General features: G+C 76.1%; 14 protein-coding genes. 9 read left to right on the forward strand and 5 right to left on the reverse strand.

Going from position 1 to position 16,517, the window contains the following annotated elements; genetic code table 11:
* Positions 1 to 46 precede the first annotated feature (46 nt).
* The 3 genes from msrA to ACU610_RS20245 all read left to right on the forward strand — a co-directional run bounded on the left by msrA (position 47) and on the right by ACU610_RS20245 (position 3,143).
* Entirely contained in the window at positions 47 to 700 is a 654-nt protein-coding gene (msrA, locus tag ACU610_RS20235; RefSeq protein WP_446769488.1) for a peptide-methionine (S)-S-oxide reductase MsrA, read from the forward strand.
* 85 nt (positions 701 to 785) lie between these two features.
* Positions 786 to 1,898, forward strand: coding sequence for a class I SAM-dependent methyltransferase (locus ACU610_RS20240; protein ID WP_446769489.1), 1,113 nt, complete (start codon positions 786 to 788; stop codon positions 1,896 to 1,898).
* A gap of 153 nt (positions 1,899 to 2,051) precedes the next feature.
* Positions 2,052 to 3,143 (forward strand): SAM-dependent methyltransferase, encoded by a 1,092-nt coding sequence (locus tag ACU610_RS20245; RefSeq protein WP_446769490.1) that lies wholly within the window; start codon positions 2,052 to 2,054, stop codon positions 3,141 to 3,143.
* Between the two features lie 15 nt (positions 3,144 to 3,158).
* Here ACU610_RS20245 and ACU610_RS20250 read toward each other — a convergent pair whose 3' ends face one another.
* A complete protein-coding gene (locus tag ACU610_RS20250; protein ID WP_446769491.1) occupies positions 3,159 to 3,467 on the reverse strand; it encodes a phosphoribosyltransferase in 309 nt (102 codons plus the stop codon).
* Positions 3,468 to 3,698: 231 nt separating this feature from the next.
* Between ACU610_RS20250 and ACU610_RS20255 the strand changes: the two genes are divergently transcribed.
* On the forward strand, positions 3,699 to 4,202 hold the full coding sequence (locus tag ACU610_RS20255; protein ID WP_446769492.1) for a hypothetical protein: 504 nt from the start codon (positions 3,699 to 3,701) through the stop codon (positions 4,200 to 4,202).
* 185 nt (positions 4,203 to 4,387) lie between these two features.
* Here the strand turns inward: ACU610_RS20255 and uraH are convergent, their stop codons facing one another.
* The gene (gene uraH, locus ACU610_RS20260) at positions 4,388 to 4,705 is read right to left on the reverse strand and encodes a hydroxyisourate hydrolase (protein ID WP_446769493.1); all 318 of its coding nucleotides are present in this window, start codon (positions 4,703 to 4,705) and stop codon (positions 4,388 to 4,390) included.
* On the reverse strand, positions 4,702 to 5,199 hold the full coding sequence (gene uraD, locus ACU610_RS20265) for a 2-oxo-4-hydroxy-4-carboxy-5-ureidoimidazoline decarboxylase (protein ID WP_446769494.1): 498 nt from the start codon (positions 5,197 to 5,199) through the stop codon (positions 4,702 to 4,704). Before uraD ends, uraH begins: the two co-directional genes overlap by 4 nt.
* Positions 5,200 to 5,391: 192 nt before the next feature.
* On the opposite strand from uraD, the gene ACU610_RS20270 reads away from it, so the two are divergent.
* The 4 genes from ACU610_RS20270 to ACU610_RS20285 all read left to right on the forward strand — a co-directional run bounded on the left by ACU610_RS20270 (position 5,392) and on the right by ACU610_RS20285 (position 13,365).
* Positions 5,392 to 10,548, forward strand: a complete 5,157-nt coding sequence (locus ACU610_RS20270; protein ID WP_446769495.1) for a SpoIIE family protein phosphatase — start codon at positions 5,392 to 5,394, stop codon at positions 10,546 to 10,548.
* 46 nt (positions 10,549 to 10,594) lie between these two features.
* On the forward strand, positions 10,595 to 11,593 hold the full coding sequence (locus ACU610_RS20275; RefSeq protein WP_446769496.1) for an anti-sigma factor RsbA family regulatory protein: 999 nt from the start codon (positions 10,595 to 10,597) through the stop codon (positions 11,591 to 11,593).
* A 32-nt stretch (positions 11,594 to 11,625) separates the two neighbouring features.
* A complete protein-coding gene (locus ACU610_RS20280; protein ID WP_446769497.1) occupies positions 11,626 to 12,129 on the forward strand; it encodes a MarR family winged helix-turn-helix transcriptional regulator in 504 nt (167 codons plus the stop codon).
* Positions 12,130 to 12,222: 93 nt separating this feature from the next.
* Positions 12,223 to 13,365 (forward strand): low temperature requirement protein A, encoded by a 1,143-nt coding sequence (locus ACU610_RS20285; protein WP_446769498.1) that lies wholly within the window; start codon positions 12,223 to 12,225, stop codon positions 13,363 to 13,365.
* 6 nt (positions 13,366 to 13,371) lie between these two features.
* Here ACU610_RS20285 and ACU610_RS20290 read toward each other — a convergent pair whose 3' ends face one another.
* Together ACU610_RS20290 and ACU610_RS20295 are read right to left on the reverse strand one after the other, a co-directional pair.
* On the reverse strand, positions 13,372 to 14,808 hold the full coding sequence (locus ACU610_RS20290) for an ATP-dependent 6-phosphofructokinase (RefSeq protein ID WP_446769499.1): 1,437 nt from the start codon (positions 14,806 to 14,808) through the stop codon (positions 13,372 to 13,374).
* A gap of 19 nt (positions 14,809 to 14,827) precedes the next feature.
* Positions 14,828 to 15,841, reverse strand: coding sequence for an ATP-dependent DNA ligase (locus tag ACU610_RS20295; protein ID WP_446769500.1), 1,014 nt, complete (start codon positions 15,839 to 15,841; stop codon positions 14,828 to 14,830).
* A gap of 163 nt (positions 15,842 to 16,004) precedes the next feature.
* On the opposite strand from ACU610_RS20295, the gene ACU610_RS20300 reads away from it, so the two are divergent.
* Complete coding sequence (locus ACU610_RS20300; protein ID WP_446769501.1) at positions 16,005 to 16,496, forward strand: DnaJ family domain-containing protein; 492 nt, start codon at positions 16,005 to 16,007, stop codon at positions 16,494 to 16,496.
* Positions 16,497 to 16,517: the final 21 nt, after the last annotated feature.

Below are 16,517 nucleotides of genomic sequence, written 5' to 3' on the forward strand. Positions count from 1 at the left end.
CCTGCAGCCGCCGGTCCTCCTTGCCGGTCGGGCCTACGCTCGGAGCATGTTCTTCTCCCGGTTCAAGACCCAGCCGGTGTCAGCCGAGGACGCGCTGCCGGGCCGCCCCACGCCGCTGCCCAACGTCCCGGAGCTGCACGCGGTCAACGGCAACCGCATCCAGCCGCCCTTCCCGGAGGGCATGCAGACCGCCGTCTTCGGGGCCGGGTGCTTCTGGGGCGTGGAGAAGGTCTTCTGGGAGCAGCCGGGCGTCTACTCGACCGCGGCCGGCTACGCCGGCGGCTACACGCCCAACCCGACCTACGAGGAGGTCTGCTCTGCGCAGACCGGCCACACGGAGGCCGTGCTCGTCGTCTTCGACCCAGCGGTGACCTCCTACGAGCAGCTGCTCAAGGTCTTCTGGGAGGACCACGACCCGACGCAGGGCATGCGCCAGGGCAACGACGTCGGCACCCAGTACCGCTCGGCGATCTACTACCAGGGCCCGGAGCAGGAGGCGGCCGCCCGCGCCAGCCGCGAGGCGTTCCAGCAGCGGCTGACCGCGGCCGGCTACGGCGAGATCACCACCGAGATCGCGCCGCTCCGCGACTTCTACTACGCCGAGGACTACCACCAGCAGTACCTGTACAAGGTGCCGAACGGCTACTGCCCGGTCCACTCGACCGGCGTCTCCTGCCCGGTCGGCCTGTCCGGCGTCTGAACCAGGCATAGGAGGCTTTGCCTACGTTCTCGCGTCGGATCCGTATGCATAGCCTCCTATGCCTGTGACGCCGCGGATCGGGGATGTGCTCGAGCATCTGCGGCGGGAGCCGGACGCCGAGGCGCCGGACCTGGTCGCCGTCGACGCGACCGACCGGCTGCTGCTCGACGAGGCCGCCGACCTGCTCGCCGCGGTCGACCCCGGGGAGGTCGCCGTCGTCGACGACTCCTACGGCGCGCTGACCCTGGGCGCGGTCGCCGCCGGCGCCCGGGACGTCCGCGTGCACCAGGACCTGCTGGTCGGCGAGCTGGCGCTGGCCCGCAACGCGGAGCGCACCGGGCTGACCGCCACGTACCGCTCGCTGCCGCTGGGCCCCGGGTCGGCGGACGGCGTCCGGCTCGTGCTGGCCAAGGCACCGAGGTCGCTCGACGCGCTGCGCGAGCTCACGGAGGTGGTGGCGGCGTCGGCCGCGCCCGACGTCACGCTCCTGGTCGGCGGGCGGGTCAAGCACATGACCCACGCGATGAACGACGTCCTGGCCATCGGGTTCACCGAGGTGCATGCGACGCTGGCCCGGCAGAAGTCGCGGGTGCTGGTCGCGCGCGGGCCCCGGCCCGGGGTGAGGTCGACCTTCCCGCGCCGCCAGCAGCACCCCGACCTGGGGCTCGTCGTCTGCGCGCACGGCGCCGCGTTCGCCGGCACGAGGGTGGACGCGGGGACGCGCGCCCTGCTGGCCGTGCTGCCGCGGATGGCCCCCGACGCCCGGACGGCGCTGGACCTCGGCTGCGGCACCGGCGTGCTGGCCGCCTCGCTGGCCCTCGCCCGGCCGGAGCCGACCGTGCTGGCCAGCGACCAGTCCGCGGCGGCGGTGGCCTCGGCGACCGAGACCGCGGCGGCCAACGGGGTGGCCGACCGGGTCCGGGTGGTGCGGGACGACGCGGCGTCGACCGTCCCGGACGCGAGCGTCGACCTCGTCGTCTGCAACCCGCCCTTCCACCTGGGCGCGGCCGTGGTGACCGGCGCCGCCGACCGGCTGTTCACCGCGGCGGGGCGGGTGCTGCGGCCGGGCGGTGAGCTGTGGTGCGTCTACAACAACCGGCTGCCGCACCGAGCGGCGCTGCGCCGGCTGGTCGGCCCCACGCAGGTCGCCGCGTCCGACCGGCGCTTCACCGTCACCGTCTCCACCCGCCGCAGCTGACGCACCCTGTCCCGGCCCCGTCCCGAGGCTCACCCCGAGCGGGCGAGGGGTGAGGAGGACGGGGTCCTTCCAGGGGCCGATCGGCCCCTGGCCGGTCTCACGGGGCCGGACGGCCCTGGTCCGCCCGGCCCGTCTCCGCCACGGTCGGGCGCCATGACGACGACCGAGACCCCGCCCGTCGACGCCACCACCGCCCTGGCCGAGCGCCTCTTCGACGGGATGGTCGCCACCCTGGAACTGGCCGCGGTCCACCTCGGCAGCCAGCTGGGCTGGTACCGCGCGCTGGCCGAGGCCCCGGCGACCGCTCCCGAGCTGGCCGAGCGCACCGGCACGGCTCCGCGGTACGCCCGCGAGTGGCTGGAGCAGCAGGCCGTGGCCGGTTTCCTCACCGTGGACGACGAGGCCGCCGCCCCCGACGATCGGCGCTACACCCTCCCGGAGGCGCACCGCCCCGTCCTCCTCGACCGCGACGACCTCGCCTACATGCCGCCGTTCGCGCACGTCGCACTGGCGTTCGCCCGCAACGTCCCGCGCCTGCTCGAGGTCTACCGCACCGGCGAGGGGCTCTCCTGGGCCGAGATGGGTGACGCCCGCGACGCCCAGGCCGCTGCGAACCGCGCCTACTTCCTCGGGCCCCTGGCGACCCAGGACCTCGCGTCCGTGCCGGAGATCGACGCCGCCCTGCGAGCCGGCGGCCGGGTCGCCGACGTCGGCTGCGGGATGGGCTGGTCCGCCATCGGCATCGCCCGGGCGTACCCGCAGGTCCGCGTCGACGGCTTCGACGTCGACGAGCCCTCCATCGAGCAGGCGCGGCGCAACGCCGAGGAGGCGGGCGTGGCCGATCGGGTCCGGTTCACCACCGTGGACGCCGCCGCCGCGGGGGAGCAGGGTGGTTACGACCTGGTCGCCGCCTTCGAGTGCGTCCACGACCTGGCCGACCCCGTCGCCGTGCTCGCCGCGATGCGCCGGATGGTCCGCCGCGGCGGCACCGTGCTCGTCGTCGACGAGAAGGTCGCCGAGCGCTTCACGGCGCCCGGCGACGCGATCGAGCGCGTCATGTACGGCTACAGCATCACCTGCTGCCTGCCCGACGGGCTGTCCACCCGGCCGTCGACGGGCACCGGCACGGTGATGCGGCCGGCCACGCTGGAGCGCTACGCGCGTGAGGCCGGGTTCGCGGGGGTCGACGTCCTCCCCGTCGAGCACGACTTCTTCCGCTTCTACCGGCTGCGTGCCGGGGCGTGAGGTGCAGCGCTCCGGCTACTCGACGTCCCGGCGGCGCACCGGGGGCTGCGACGACCAGGGGAAGTCGATCCACCGGCCGGTCCGCCGCCACACGTGGTCGCAGCGCACGACCGACTGCGGCTTCTCGTAGACCACCGCCGTCCGCACGTCGGTCACGTGCCCGGCGCAGGAGTCGCGCACCAGCTCCAGGGTCTTGCCGGTGTCGGTGACGTCGTCGGCGACCAGCACCCGTGCGCCGGTCGGGTCGACGACGTCGAGGGTCGGGGGCAGCACCACCGGGAGGTCGAGCCGCTCGTCGACGTCGGTGTAGGACTCCACGTCCATCACGGACAGGTTCTCGACGTCGAGGGCGTAGCACAGGCCGGCCTCCCTGCAGGGCCCGCCACGAGCTTGCGAGTGATGGGGGCAGGGAGGTCCTGCTACTGCTCGGCGAGCTCGCGCGCCGCCGTGCCGAACGCCTCGTAGGTCAGGACGTCGCTTTCGTCGCCCACGCCGGCCGATGGTGCCAGCACCGCAGGCCTGGGCAGCGGGCGGGACGGCGGGCAGGCTGACCGCATGACGACTGCGCGCACCCTGCCGCCCGCCGTCCGCAGGGTGCTGCCCTGGCTGCTGGGCTGGTGGGCGCTGCAGGCCGTGGTCGCGGTGACCGGCCGGCTGGTGGCCCGGCGCAAGGACGAGGGCGACGAGAGCACGGCCGGCATCCGGCGGGTCGTCGTGCTCGGCGGGGTCGAGCTGCGGCCGGTCAACCCCGAACTCTCCCGCGTGCGGCTGGACCTGCTCATGGCCGGGGCGCGGCTCGACCTCGGCGCCGTCCCCAAGGTGCCCGGCGGGGTGGACCTCACCGTGCGGGCGCTGATGGGCGGTGTGGGGGTGCGGGTGCCGGCCGGCTGGCACGTGTGGTGGAGCTGCCGCGGCGCGGGCGGGGTCGGGGTGGCCGAGGGCGCCGACGTCTTCGCCACCGACGACGAGCGCGGTGCCGACCTGCGGGTGCACGCCGACCTGCTCTTCGCCGGGGTCGGCCTCGAGACCGCGCCGCAGGACGACAGCTGGGGCCGCTGACGCCTCGGCCCGTCCGGGTCGCGGGCCAGCAGGAGCCCGGCATCGACGGCCGCACCGCGGCGACGTCAGGGCGGCGCTCGAGTCGTCGAGTGGCGACGGTCCCGAGCGGCGCCGTCCGTTGTTGCACGTGGAACGTCGCGCGCGTGCTGTGGTCAGGACGGCGGCGAGGCGGTCGACCGGTCGGGTCAGCTCCCGCGGTAGGTCGAGTAGGCGAACGGGGCCAGCAGCAGCGGCACGTGGTGGTGCTCCTCGGGCCGGCGGACGTCGAAGGCGAGGACGACCTCCGGGTAGAAGGTGTCCCGCCCCTGTCCGGTGAACCACGGGCCGGTGGCGAAGACCAGCCGGTGGGCGCACGGAGCGGTCGCCCCCTCGGCCAGCCGGCAGCGGCCGTCGGCGTCGGTGACCCCCTCGGCGACCAGCTCCTCCCCGGCGAACAGCCGGACGGTCATCCCCACCGCCGGCCGCCCCAGCACGGAGTCCAGCACGTGGGTCGAAACGCTCACGAGACGAGCTCCCGCACCCGGAGCGCGGTGATCTCGGCCAGCTGACCGGTCACCTCGGCGCGCTCGGTCTCCTCGTCGTTGTCGAGTCGCCGGCGCAGCTCGGCGAGCACCTCCTCCGGCGAGCGGCCCGCGGCGCGCACCAGGAACACCCGGTCGAAGCGCTCCTCGTACGCTCGGTTGCCCTCCGCCAGCGCGGCCCGCGTCGCGTCGTCCGCCGAGCCCACCGCGCTCTGCTCCCGCCGGGAGGCCTCGGCCTCGGGCGAGGTGCCCTCGGGTCGCTCACCGATCCGCGGGTGGACGGCGATCGCCAGCTCGACCTCGTCCCACGGCAGCCCGCGGACGACCTCCTCGGCGCGGGCGACGAGCGCGTCGACGTCCGGGTAGGGCCGGCCGGACACCACCGCTGCCGCGAACCGCGGCGCGGCGTTGCACGCCCGGAGGGCCTGGACGGCGCGGTCGGCGGGCTCGGCGTTGAAGTCGTCGAGTGCGGCCATGCGACGAGCATGGCAGCACTCCCCGGCGATCTCTGCGGAAACCGCCCGGGTGGCAGGGGTCGACGGGTGCCGCTCCCGGAGGACACCCTCGCCGAGCCCGGTCCTCCGACCGCCCGGCGTCGGCGCGCGGGTCGACACGCCCGCAGCCGACCGTGGCGACCCCCCGACCTACCATCCAGTCGTGATGTCGGAGTGAGCGACGAGCACCCCGACACGTCGCTGTTCGCCGGTGGGGGCGAGGTCGGCCGCGCGATGGCCGCGGTCGACTGGTCGCAGACACCGCTCGGTCCGCCGGAGCACTGGCCCTCCGGGCTGCGCCACACCGTCCGGATCCTGCTGACGTCGCGGTTCGCGATGTGGGCCGGCTGGGGCCCGGACCTCGCCTTCCTCTACAACGACGCCTACCGGCACGACACGCTGCAGGCCAAGCACCCGTGGGCGCTGGGCCGGCCCGCCTCGGAGGTGTGGGCCGAGATCTGGCCCGACATCGGGCCGCGCACGCAGGCGGTCCTCGACAGCGGCGCCGCCACCTGGGACGAGGACCTGCTGCTCTTCCTGGAGCGAAGCGGCTACCCGGAGGAGACGTACCACACCTTCTCCTACAGCCCCCTGCCCGACGACGGCGGCGGCACCGGCGGCCTGCTCTGCGTGGTCACCGAGACCACCCAGCAGGTCGTCGGCGAGCGCCGGATGGGCACCCTGCGGGACCTCGCCGCGGCGCTGGGGGCAGCTCGCTCCGCGGAGGCCGTGCTCGCCGCCACCGGTGAGCAGCTCGCCCGCAACCCGGTCGACCTGCCGTTCAGCGCCGTGTACCTGCTGGACGACGACGGCGCCGCACGGCTGGGCAGCGCGGTGGGCATCGAGCCCGGGTCGTCCGCCGTCCCCCGGGTCCTGACCGACGACCACGAGGCGTGGCCGCTGGCCCGGCTGCTGGTCGGCGAGGACGTGCTCGTGGAGGACCTCGCCGACCGCTGCCCCGGCCTGCCGACCGGTGCCTGGGACCGGCCGCCCGTGCAGGGCGTCGCACTGCCGATCGCCGCGTCGGCGTCCGACCGCGAGGGGGTCGCCGGCTTCCTCGTCGTCGGCCTCAACCCGCACCGCCGCTGGGACGACGCCTACCACGGCTTCCTCGCCCTCGTGGCCAACCAGGTCTCCTCCGGGCTCACCAACGCCGGCAGCTACGAGGCCGAGCGCCGCCGGGCCGAGGCGCTGGCCGAGCTGGACCGGGCCAAGACCGACTTCTTCAGCAACGTCAGCCACGAGTTCCGCACCCCGCTGACGCTCATCGCCGGCCCGGTCGCCGAGCTGCGGGCCTCCCCGGCCGCGGCGTCCGACCCGCGGCTGCGCGAGGAGCTCGAGGTGATCGAGCGCAACGCGCAGCGGCTGGGCAAGCTGGTCAACACCCTGCTCGACTTCTCCCGCATCCAGGCCGGCCGGATCGACGCCCGCTTCGAGCCCGTCGACCTCGCCGCCACCACCGCCGAGCTGGCCAGCGTCTTCCGCTCGGCCGTCGTCCGGGCGGGGCTGGAGTTCACCGTCGACTGCGCGCCGCTGGACGCGCCGGTGCACGTCGACCGGGACATGTGGGAGAAGGTCGTCCTCAACCTGCTCTCCAACGCGCTGAAGTTCACCCTCACCGGCGGCATCGCCGTCCGGCTGCGACAGGACGACGGGGCCGCCCGGCTGGTCATCAGCGACACCGGCACCGGCATCCCCGCCGACGAGCTGCCCCGCCTGTTCGAGCGCTTCCACCGGGTGGCCGACGCCCGCGGCCGGTCGGGCGAGGGCAGCGGCATCGGCCTGGCGATGGTGCGCGAGCTGGTCGCCCTGCACGGCGGCGAGATCGACGTCGAGAGCACCCCGGGCGCCGGGACGACGTTCACCGTCACCCTGCCGATCGGCACCGCCCACCTGCCCGCCGACCGGCTGGCCGAGCCCGCTCCGGACGTGCCCGCGGTCTCCGCCGCCGCCGTCCCCTTCGTCACCGAGGCCATGCGCTGGCTGCCCGGCGGGGACGACGCGCCCGGCGCCGAGCTGCCACCCGTCGTCCCGGGCCCGGCCGCGGCCTCCGGGCGGGTGCTGGTCGCCGACGACAACGCCGACATGCGGGAGTACCTGCAGCGGCTGCTGCGCCCGCACTACGACGTCCGCGCGGTCGCCGACGGCCGGCAGGCGCTCGAGGCGGCGCTGGCCGACCCACCCGACCTGGTCGTCAGCGACGTGATGATGCCCGAGCTCGACGGCATGGGGCTGCTGGCGGCCCTGCGCGCCGAGCCGCGCACCGCCCGCGTCCCGGTGGTGCTGCTCTCGGCCCGGGCCGGCGAGGAGGCCGCCGTCGAGGGTCTGGCCGCCGGGGCCGACGACTACCTGGTCAAGCCGTTCTCCGCGCAGGAGCTGCTGGCGCGCCTTGGCGCACACCTGGAGCTCGGCCGGGCCCGCCGCGCCGCGGAGGCGCAGTTCACCGCGATGGCCGACCTCGCGCCGGCCCTCATCTGGGTGTCCGACCCCGACGGACGGCGGGTGTTCGTCAACCGCGGCTGGACCGAGTTCACCGGCCGCCCGGCCCGCGACGAGGTCGGGGACGGCTGGGCGCGGGGCCTGCACCCGGAGGACCGCGACCGCTACGCCGAGGTCGTCGCCGCGGCGACCGCCCGCCGTGAGGGCTGGGAGGTCGACGTCCGGCTGCGCCGCGCCGACGGCGCCTACCACTGGCTGCTCGAGCGGGCCGCGCCGATCGGGGCCGGTGAGACGTTCGCCGGGTACGTCGGCAGCTGCACCGACATCAACGCCCGGACCCGCGAGACGGCGCGGCAGACGCTGCTCGCCGAGGTGGGCACGGCCCTGGACCGGGAGACCACCGTCGACGGACAGCTCGGCGCGCTGGCCCGGCTGGTCGTCGACCGGCGCCTCGCGGACCTCTGCACGGCCCGGGTGCTGGAGGAGGACGGACGGCTGCGCTTCGCCGGGGTCGCCGGGCTCCACGGTGCCGCCGAGGCCGCCGAGGCCGCTTACGACCCCGACTCCGGACTCGGACCCGAGGTCGTGGCGACCGGCCGGACGGTGCTGCGCCGGCAGCTGCCGCAGGTGGCCACCGACCGTCCGGAGATCGCGGAGGCCGTGGCCGTCGGCTCGGGGATGGCGGTGCCGCTGTCCGTGCGCGGCCGGGTCCTCGCCGTCCTCGGGCTCGCCCGGCACCCGGAGTCGCCGCCGTACGACGACGACGACCGGGTGCTGCTGGAGGAGGTCGCCGGCCGGGCCGCCCTGGCGGTGGACAACGCGGTGCTGCTCGCCGAGGAGCGGTCCGCGGCACGGCGGCTGGCGCTGCTGCAGCGGGCGACCGCGGAGCTGTCCGCGGCGACCACCCCGCTGGAGGTCGCCGAGGTGGCCGGCGGGCACGTCCGCGTGCTGACCGGCCCGGACAGCCGGGTTGCGGTCTACGAGGTGGACCCCTCGCACCGGGCGCTGTCCGCGCTGGCCATCGACGGGGGCAGCCCGGCCGGCCTGGAGGTGTGGCGGACGCTGCCCATGTCGGCCCCGCTGGCGGCCACCACCGCCGTCACCGAGCGGCGTCCGGTCTGGGTGGAGGACGTCACCGCGCAGCCCCCGGCCGACCGCGAGCTGCCGTCCGAGCTGGCCGCGTCGGCGCGGGACTTCGGGCTGGCGGCGGTGGCGGCGCTGCCGCTGACCGTGGCCGGCCGGGTGGTCGGCGTCCTGGCGGTCGCCTGGCCCGCGGTGCGGCGCTTCTCCGCCACCGACCAGGCGATGCTGCTCGCCGTCGCCGAGCAGTGCGCACAGGCCCTGGACCGCGCCCGGCTGTACCGGGCCGAGCGGGGCATCGCCGAGACGCTGCAGCTGAGCCTGCTGCCGGCGCAGCTGCCCGCCCTGGAGCGGCTGGCGCTGGCCGCGCACTACCTGCCCGGCGCCGAGGGCACCCAGGCCGGTGGGGACTGGTACGACGTCGTCGAGCTGGCCGACCACCGGATCGCGATCGCCGTCGGCGACGTCGTCGGCCAGGGGCCGGCCGCCGCGGCGGTCATGGGGCAGCTGCGCAGCGCGCTGTCGACCGCCCTGCTGCAGGGCTGCGGCCCGGCGCAGGCGCTGGAGCTGCTGGACCGCTTCGCCGCCCGGCTGCCCGGTGCGCTGGCCTCCACCGCGGCCTGCCTGGTCGTCGACGGCACCGCCGGCACGGTCCGCTGGGCCCGCGCCGGGCACCCACCGGCGCTGCTGGTGACGCCGGACGGGGCGCGGCTGCTCGACGGTGCCGGCTCCGGGGCCGTCCTCGGCGCGCCCGGACGTCGTCCCTACACCGAGGGCACCGCCGACATCGCCCCCGGCGCGACCCTGCTGCTCTACACCGACGGCCTGGTCGAGCGCCGCGGCGAGGTCCTCGACGACGGGCTGGAGCGGGTCCGGGCCGCGGCTGCCCGGCACGCCGCGGCCGACCCGGTCGCGTTCACCGGGCGGCTGCTCGCCGAGGTCCTCGCCGACGCCGACCAGCCCGACGACGTCGCGCTGATCGCCGCCCGGCTGCTGCCGGAGCCGCTGGCCGCGCGGCTGCCCGCCGACCCACGCCGGCTCTCCGGTGTCCGCCGGGACGTGGCGGCGTGGACGGCGGCGGCCGGGCTGCCCGAGGACACCGCCGAGGACCTGCAGCTGGCGCTGGGCGAGGCGCTGGCCAACGCGGTCGAGCACGCCTACGCCGCGTCCCCCGACGACGGCGAGTGCAGCTACCGGGTCGCCCGCGAGGCCGACGGCGGCGTGCGGGTCGAGGTGCGCGACACCGGTGTGTGGCGGCCGCCGCCGGCCGACCGCGGCTACCGCGGGCGCGGTCTGGAGCTGATCGACGCGCTGGGCACCGACGTCGAGGTGGTGCACGCCCCGGGGGTCGCCGGTACCACGGTCCGCTTCCGGATGGCTCCTCTCCTCCCCGGTTCCACCGCCCGTCCCGAGCGAGCGCCGGCGGCACCCTCGGGGGACGGCGGAGCGAGCGTGGCCGTGCACGACGAGCTCGGCGGCCCGCGTCTGGAGGTGCAGGGGGAGGTCGACCTGGCCACCGTCGTGCGCGTCCGCCAGCAGGTGCTCACCCGGCTCGAGCAGCTCGCTGCGGGGTCGGCCGCGACGCTGGATCTCCGGCCGACCGGCTACCTGGCCAGCGCAGGCGTCGGCCTGGTCCTCGAGGCGGCCGTCCGGGCGCGGCACGCCGGCGTGGAGCTGCGGGTGCTCACCCGGCCCGGGACCCCGCCGGCGCGGATCCTCGCCCTGGCCGGGGTCGACGACGCGGCCACGAACGGAACGGCGCGCTCATCCGACACCCCGCGCGCAACGCGGGGTGGACGTGTACGAGGATGACGCCTCGACCGGTCGGAGTCCCCGTCCGGAGGGAGGACCGGACCAGGTGGACCGAGCGGCGGACGAGCCCCGGGCGCCGCTGCCGCACCCACGCAGCGGCGCCGCGTCCCTGGTCCTGCCGGGGCACGCCGCCGCGGTGGTGCGCGGGGAGGCCGACCTGCTAGCCGTGGCCCTGCCCTTCCTCGACGCCGGGCTGCGCGCCGGGGACGTCGTCGCGCTGGCCTGCCCGCCGGACGTCACGGCGCTGCTGTGCGGCGAACTCGGGGAACGCGCCCGGAAGGTCCGCGACGACCCCGCACTGAGCCTGATGGGAGCCCGTGCGCCCGACGCGCTGGCACGCGCCCGGTGGACCGCCGAGCGGGCGGACAGCGGCCGGCTGCGCATCCTCTCCCTGCAGGACTTCGGGCCCACTCCCGCCGACTGGCGCGAGGGCGTGCGGTTCGAGTCGGCAGCCAACCGGGTCATGCAGGACGCGCCGGTCGACCGGCTGTGCCTGTACGACCGGAGCCGGCTGCCCGCTGCCGTGGTCGAGACCGTCGCCGCCACCCACCCCCACCTGGTCGTCGACGGGGCCTGGACGCCGAGCCCCGCCTACCGGGACCCGGCGGAGTACCTGCCCCGGCTGCCGTGGCCGCGCGAGCCGGTCGAGGACACCGCGCCGGTGCTCGCCCTCGACGACGTCCCCACCCTGGTGACACTGCGCCACGAGCTCGGCCGGGTCCTCGCCGCCCAGGTGCCCGCCCGCGACCAGCGGGAGGACCTGCACCTGGCCGCCGCCGAGATCGCCGCCAACGCCTTCCGGCACGGTGTCCGGCCGGTGTCGGCGCGGATGTGGACCGACGGCGAGCGGCTGGTCTGCGCCATCACCGACTCCGGGCGCTCCTTCGCCGACCCGCTGGCCGGCTTCCGGCCCGCCCACGGCGCCGACCTCGGCCGCGGCGGCATGGGCCTGTGGCTGGCCCGCAAGCTCTGGGACTCCGTCGACCTGCTGCCCGGTCCCGACGGGCTCACCGTCCGGCTCAGCACCCGCCTGCACCCGGCTTGACGCCACCGAAACCTCACTGCTGAGGTATCGGGATGGGGGACGCCGTCGACCAGATCCTGGCCCAGTGGGCCCGGGAGCGGCCCGACCTCGACTGCAGCCCGATGGGCGTCGTCGGGCGCATCTCCCAGCTGCAGCGCGAGGTGTTCCTCGCCCAGCGCGTCACCTTCGCCCGCCACGGCCTCGACGTCCCCTCCTTCGACGTGCTGGCCGCGCTGCGCCGGGCCGGGGCCCCGTACCAGCTGACCCCTACCGCGCTCATGCGGACCGCGCTGGTCACCTCCGGCGCGATCACCCAGCGGCTGGACCGGCTGGAGGAGAAGGGGCTGATCACCCGCGAGCGCAGCGAGGTCGACGGGCGGGCCGTCGTCGTCACGCTGACCGAGGCCGGGCGGGCGGCGCTCGACGCCGCGCTGCCCGACCACCTGGAGACCGAGCGCCGGCTCCTGGCCGGGCTCTCCGGCGACGACCTCGACGTCCTCGCCGGCCTCCTGCGCCGGCTGCTGGTGGCGCTGGGCCGCGTGCCGCAGCAGGACTGAGCCGCGTCCTTGACCGGCGCGGCCCGGCCGCAGTTGCATCCTGCCGTGACCGTCGAGACCCGGACCGGACCGCGGTCGCCGTGGCGTCGCCCCATGCGCCCCCGCAGGCCCGACGAGGAGCACCGAGCCGCCACCCCGCTCGAGCTCCTCTTCGACCTGTGCTTCGTGGTGGCTGTCGCCTCCGCGGCCGCCGAGCTGCACCACGCGGTCAGCGAGGACCACGCCGCGAGCGGTGTGGTCGGCTACCTCGCGGTCTTCTTCGCCATCTGGTGGGCGTGGATGAACTTCACCTGGTTCGCCTCCGCCTTCGACACCGACGACGGGGTCTACCGGCTGACCACCCTCGTGCAGATGGCCGGCGTGCTGGTGCTCGCCGCCGGCGTCCCCGCGGTGGCCCAGGACGGCGACTTCGGGATCGTCACCCTCGGCTACGTGGTCATGCGGCTGGCGATGGTGGGCCAGTGGCTGCGGGCGGCGGCGTCGGCCCCCGAGTTCCGCGAGCCGGCACTGCGCTACGCCGTCCTGGTCACCGTCGTCCAGGTGCTGTGGCTGCTGCGGCTGCTGCTCCCGGAGGGGCTGCTGTGGCCGGCTGTCGTCGTCCTGGTCGCCGCGGAGCTGGCCGTGCCGGCCGTGGCCGAGCGCCGGCTGGTGACGCCGTGGCACCCGGAGCACATCGCCGAGCGGTACGGGCTGTTCACCCTCATCGTGCTGGGCGAGGTGATCCTCGGGGCGACCAACGCCGTCACCGAGGCCCTGACCGAGCACACCGCACAGGTGCTGCCGCTGTCCACCCTGGCTGCCGCCGGCCTCGTCGTCGTCCTCGCGCTGTGGTGGCTCTACTTCGACGAGCCGCGCGGCGACCTGCTCGCCAGCCGGCGGCTGCCGCTGCTGTGGGGCTATGGGCACTACGCCGTCTTCGCGGCGACCGCGGCGGTGGGCTCGGGGCTGGAGGTCGCGATCGACGTCGACACCGGCGCCTACGCCGGCTCCCAGCTGGCGGGCGACCTCGCGGTCCCGCTGCCCGTCGCGGTCTTCCTGCTGGTGGTCTGGGCCCTGCACGTCCGGCACCGCGGCGACCACTACGGCCCGGTCGCGCAGGTCGGCTTCCCGGTCGCCGCCGTGCTCGTCCTCGTCACCGCCTTCCTCGGCGCCCCCGTCCCCTCGACCGCGGTCGTCCTCGCCGGGCTGGTCGCGGCGGTCCAGGTGGCCAAGGGCCGGGTCGCGGTCGGCGGCTGAGACCGCTCAACCGCCGACCGGCTGGCCGGTGGCCTCGAGCACCGAGAGCCACAGGTCGCCCTGCGGGTCGACCTGGTTGCGGCTGGCGGTGGCCAGCGCGATGGGCAGGTGCACGAACCGGCCGTGCCAGCGACCGACGACGGTCGCCGTCCGGCCGGCCATGGCGGCGTGGACAGCGGCCTGCGCGAGCCGCGCGCAGTAGACGCTGTCGAAGGGGTTGGCCGGCACGCTGCGGATGGCGTAGCCCGGGTCGACGTAGCGCAGGCTGATGTCGCGGCCGCAGGCGCGCGCCTCAGCGGTGATCCGGTCGCGCAGCAGTGCGCCGATGTCGCCGAGGCGCAGGTTGCCCGAGGCGTCCCGCTCCCGCGGCTGCCCGGCGAAGAGCTCCTGCCCGGTCCCCTCGGCGACCACGACGACCGCGTGGCCCTGCCGGTCGAGGACACGGCCGAGGTGGAGGAGCAGCCCGTCGAGGTCGATGGGCACCTCCGGCACGAGGACGACGTCGACGTCCTCGCTGGCCAGGGACGCGTAGGCGGCGATGAAGCCCGAGTGCCGGCCCATCAGCTTGATCAACCCGACGCCGTTCGGCGTGGAGCGCGCCTCGGTGTGCGCGGCCCGGATCGACTCGGCGGCCCGGCCGAACGCGGTCTGGAAGCCGAAGCTGGCATCGATCCACGGGATGTCGTTGTCGATGGTCTTGGGGATGCCGACGACGGCGATCGGCAGGCCCCGGCGCGCGGCCTCGTCGGCGATCTCCTGCCCGCCGCGCAGCGTGCCGTCACCGCCGATGACGAAGAGGACGTCGATGCCGCGCGCGACGAGGGTGTCGACCATCTCGGCCGGGTCCTGCCCACCGCGGGAGGTCCCCAGCACGGTGCCGCCCTGGTCGTTGAGCCCGCGGACGGTGGCCGGTGTCAGCTCGACGGCGTCGGCAGCTCCGGCGCGGGTCAGGCCGCGGTAGCCGTTGCGGAAGCCGATCACGGAGGCGACGCCGTAGTGACCGCACGCCTCCAGTACCAGGCCGCGGATGACGTTGTTCAGCCCGGGGCACAGCCCGCCGCAGGTCACCACGCCGACGCGGGTGCGGGGCGGGTGGAAGAACAGCCGCGAGCGTGGGCCGCCGGGCTCGAACGCGGGCAGCTCGCCGGTGGGCAGCCCCCGGAGCACGGCCATGTCGAGGGTGTCGTCGAGCAGCACCCGGTCGGTCTCGGCGACGTAGTGGACGCTGTCGCGGGGGTCGAGCAGGGAGCCGTCGAGCGGTGAGGGGACGGTCGCCGGGCCCAGGGTGCGGACCGCCAGGTCGGCCGCCGTCAGGCTGAGCTGGTCGCCGGTGTGCACCCGCCCGATCGTCCACGCGTGGTGTTCCGTGCGGGTTTCGTCGCCGGCCTGCTCAGCCGACGACCACGGCACGGGGGACCACCGCGGATCGCGCCGAGCGGTCACGGCGCCAGGGTCGTGGGGTTCAGGCGATCCTCGGCACGTCCTCCGGCGTGAGGTCCGGGCGCACCCGCACGAACCGCAGCGGGTGGCGGAAGACGCCGGCCTGCAGTGCGGCGTCCGCGCTGACCTCGACGACGACGTCCGGCCGGACGCGGGTGAGCGCCACCGACAGCCGGCCGCCGCCAAAGGCGCCGGTGCCGATCCGGTCCGGCCACGGGTGGTCCGACCCGGCCGGGGTGAGGACGTCGGCCAGCTCGGCGGACTGCGCGGGCGAGAGGGGGCTGGTCCGGCCGACGACGACCAGCTCGCCGCCCCGGTAGCGCCCGGCCACCAGCTGGCTGGGCCGCTCGAGCGACCCGATGACGCCACCGGCGAGCACCTCGGTGGTCTCCCAGGACTTCACCTTCAGCCACTCGCGGCGCCCGGGTGCGTACCGGGTGCCGGCGCCCTTGGCGACCAGCCCCTCCACCCCGGCGGGGCGGAAGTCGGCCGACCACTGCCGGGCCTCGGCGGGGTCGGTGGTGACCGGCGAGAGCTGCATCGGCGGGGCCCAGCGGTCGGCGAGCTCCTCCAGCGCCGCCCGCCGCTCTCGCAGCCGCCGGCCGCGCAGGTCGGCGCCGCCGAGCGCGAGCAGGTCGAAGGCGACGTAGGAGGCGGGTGCGGCGGCGGCTAGCGTGCCGATCCGGCCGCGGGGGGCGACCATCCGCTGCTGGAGCAGCCCGAAGTCGAGGCGTGAGCCGTTCCAGACGACGACCTCGCCGTCGAGCACCGTGCCCGGCGGCACCTGGGTGACGGCCGCGGCGACGACGTCCGGGAAGCGGGACGACAGGTCGCGGCCCTGCCGGGACCAGACCCGGGTCGTGCCGCCGGTCCGCACGACGACCAGGCGGTAGCCGTCCCACTTTGGTTCGTAGAGGACGCCGCCGGGCAGCGCGTCGGCCCTCGGCAGGTCGCGCACCGGCTTGGCCAGCTCCACCGCGACCGGTCCGGCCAGCTCGGGCGGCACGTCGGGCAAGCCGGGGACGGACAGCGGCACGACGGCCAGCGTGGGGGTTCCCGGTCCTGCACGCAGGGCGCTGAGCTGCCGGTTCACCCCTTCGTGGCAGGTCGCCACGCTCCGCGAGGACGCCGGGGTCCCCGCACGAGTGACGCCGGAGGTCAAGACACGATCCGGCAACAGCGGGGTACCAAGGAGGGTGATGACCGAGCGCAAGCCCCCGGGGATGTCCTTCGAGACCTGGATCGACCACCAGATCACCCAGGCGCAGGAGCGGGGTGCGTTCGAGGGGCTCGGGGGCACCGGCCGGCCGCTGCCGCGGCGGGACAAGGAGCAGACCAGCTACGAGTGGGCGCTGGAGTGGGCGCGCCGCCAGCAGGCCGACCCGCGCGACCTCCTGCCGCCGGGCATGGCGCTGCGCCGTGAGCGCGAGGACCTCGCGCTGCGGGTCCCGCAGCTGCCCAGCGAGGCCGCGGTGCGGGCGACGGTCGCCGAGTTCAACGCCCGCGTGGAGCAGCACTGGCGGCGTCCGGTGGACGGGCCCGACGCCGTTCCCGGGCTGGCCGACGAGGAGGCGCTCGTGCGGCTCTGGCACGCCACCCGCCCGCCGCCGGAGCCCGAGCCGGCCGCGGCACCGCCGCCCGCCCCGGTGCGCGCCCGCTGGTGGCGCCGCCGCCGTTCGCCCCGGGCGTAGCGGCGCGCGCATCCGCCGGAG

The sequence above is a fragment of the Geodermatophilus sp. URMC 61 genome (genome assembly GCF_052931555.1).

Bases quoted from the DNA above. Each gene is read 5' to 3' on its own strand.
- msrA (WP_446769488.1), top strand. From the start codon at position 47: ATGTTCTTCTCCCGGTTCAAGACCCAGCCGGTGTCAGCCGAGGACGCG.
- ACU610_RS20245 (WP_446769490.1), top strand. From the start codon at position 2,052: ATGACGACGACCGAGACCCCGCCCGTCGACGCCACCACCGCCCTGGCC.
- ACU610_RS20250 (WP_446769491.1), bottom strand. From the start codon at position 3,467: ATGGACGTGGAGTCCTACACCGACGTCGACGAGCGGCTCGACCTCCCG.
- ACU610_RS20255 (WP_446769492.1), top strand. From the start codon at position 3,699: ATGACGACTGCGCGCACCCTGCCGCCCGCCGTCCGCAGGGTGCTGCCC.
- uraD (WP_446769494.1), bottom strand. From the start codon at position 5,199: ATGGCCGCACTCGACGACTTCAACGCCGAGCCCGCCGACCGCGCCGTC.
- ACU610_RS20280 (WP_446769497.1), top strand. From the start codon at position 11,626: ATGGGGGACGCCGTCGACCAGATCCTGGCCCAGTGGGCCCGGGAGCGG.
- ACU610_RS20285 (WP_446769498.1), top strand. From the start codon at position 12,223: ATGCGCCCCCGCAGGCCCGACGAGGAGCACCGAGCCGCCACCCCGCTC.
- ACU610_RS20300 (WP_446769501.1), top strand. From the start codon at position 16,005: ATGACCGAGCGCAAGCCCCCGGGGATGTCCTTCGAGACCTGGATCGAC.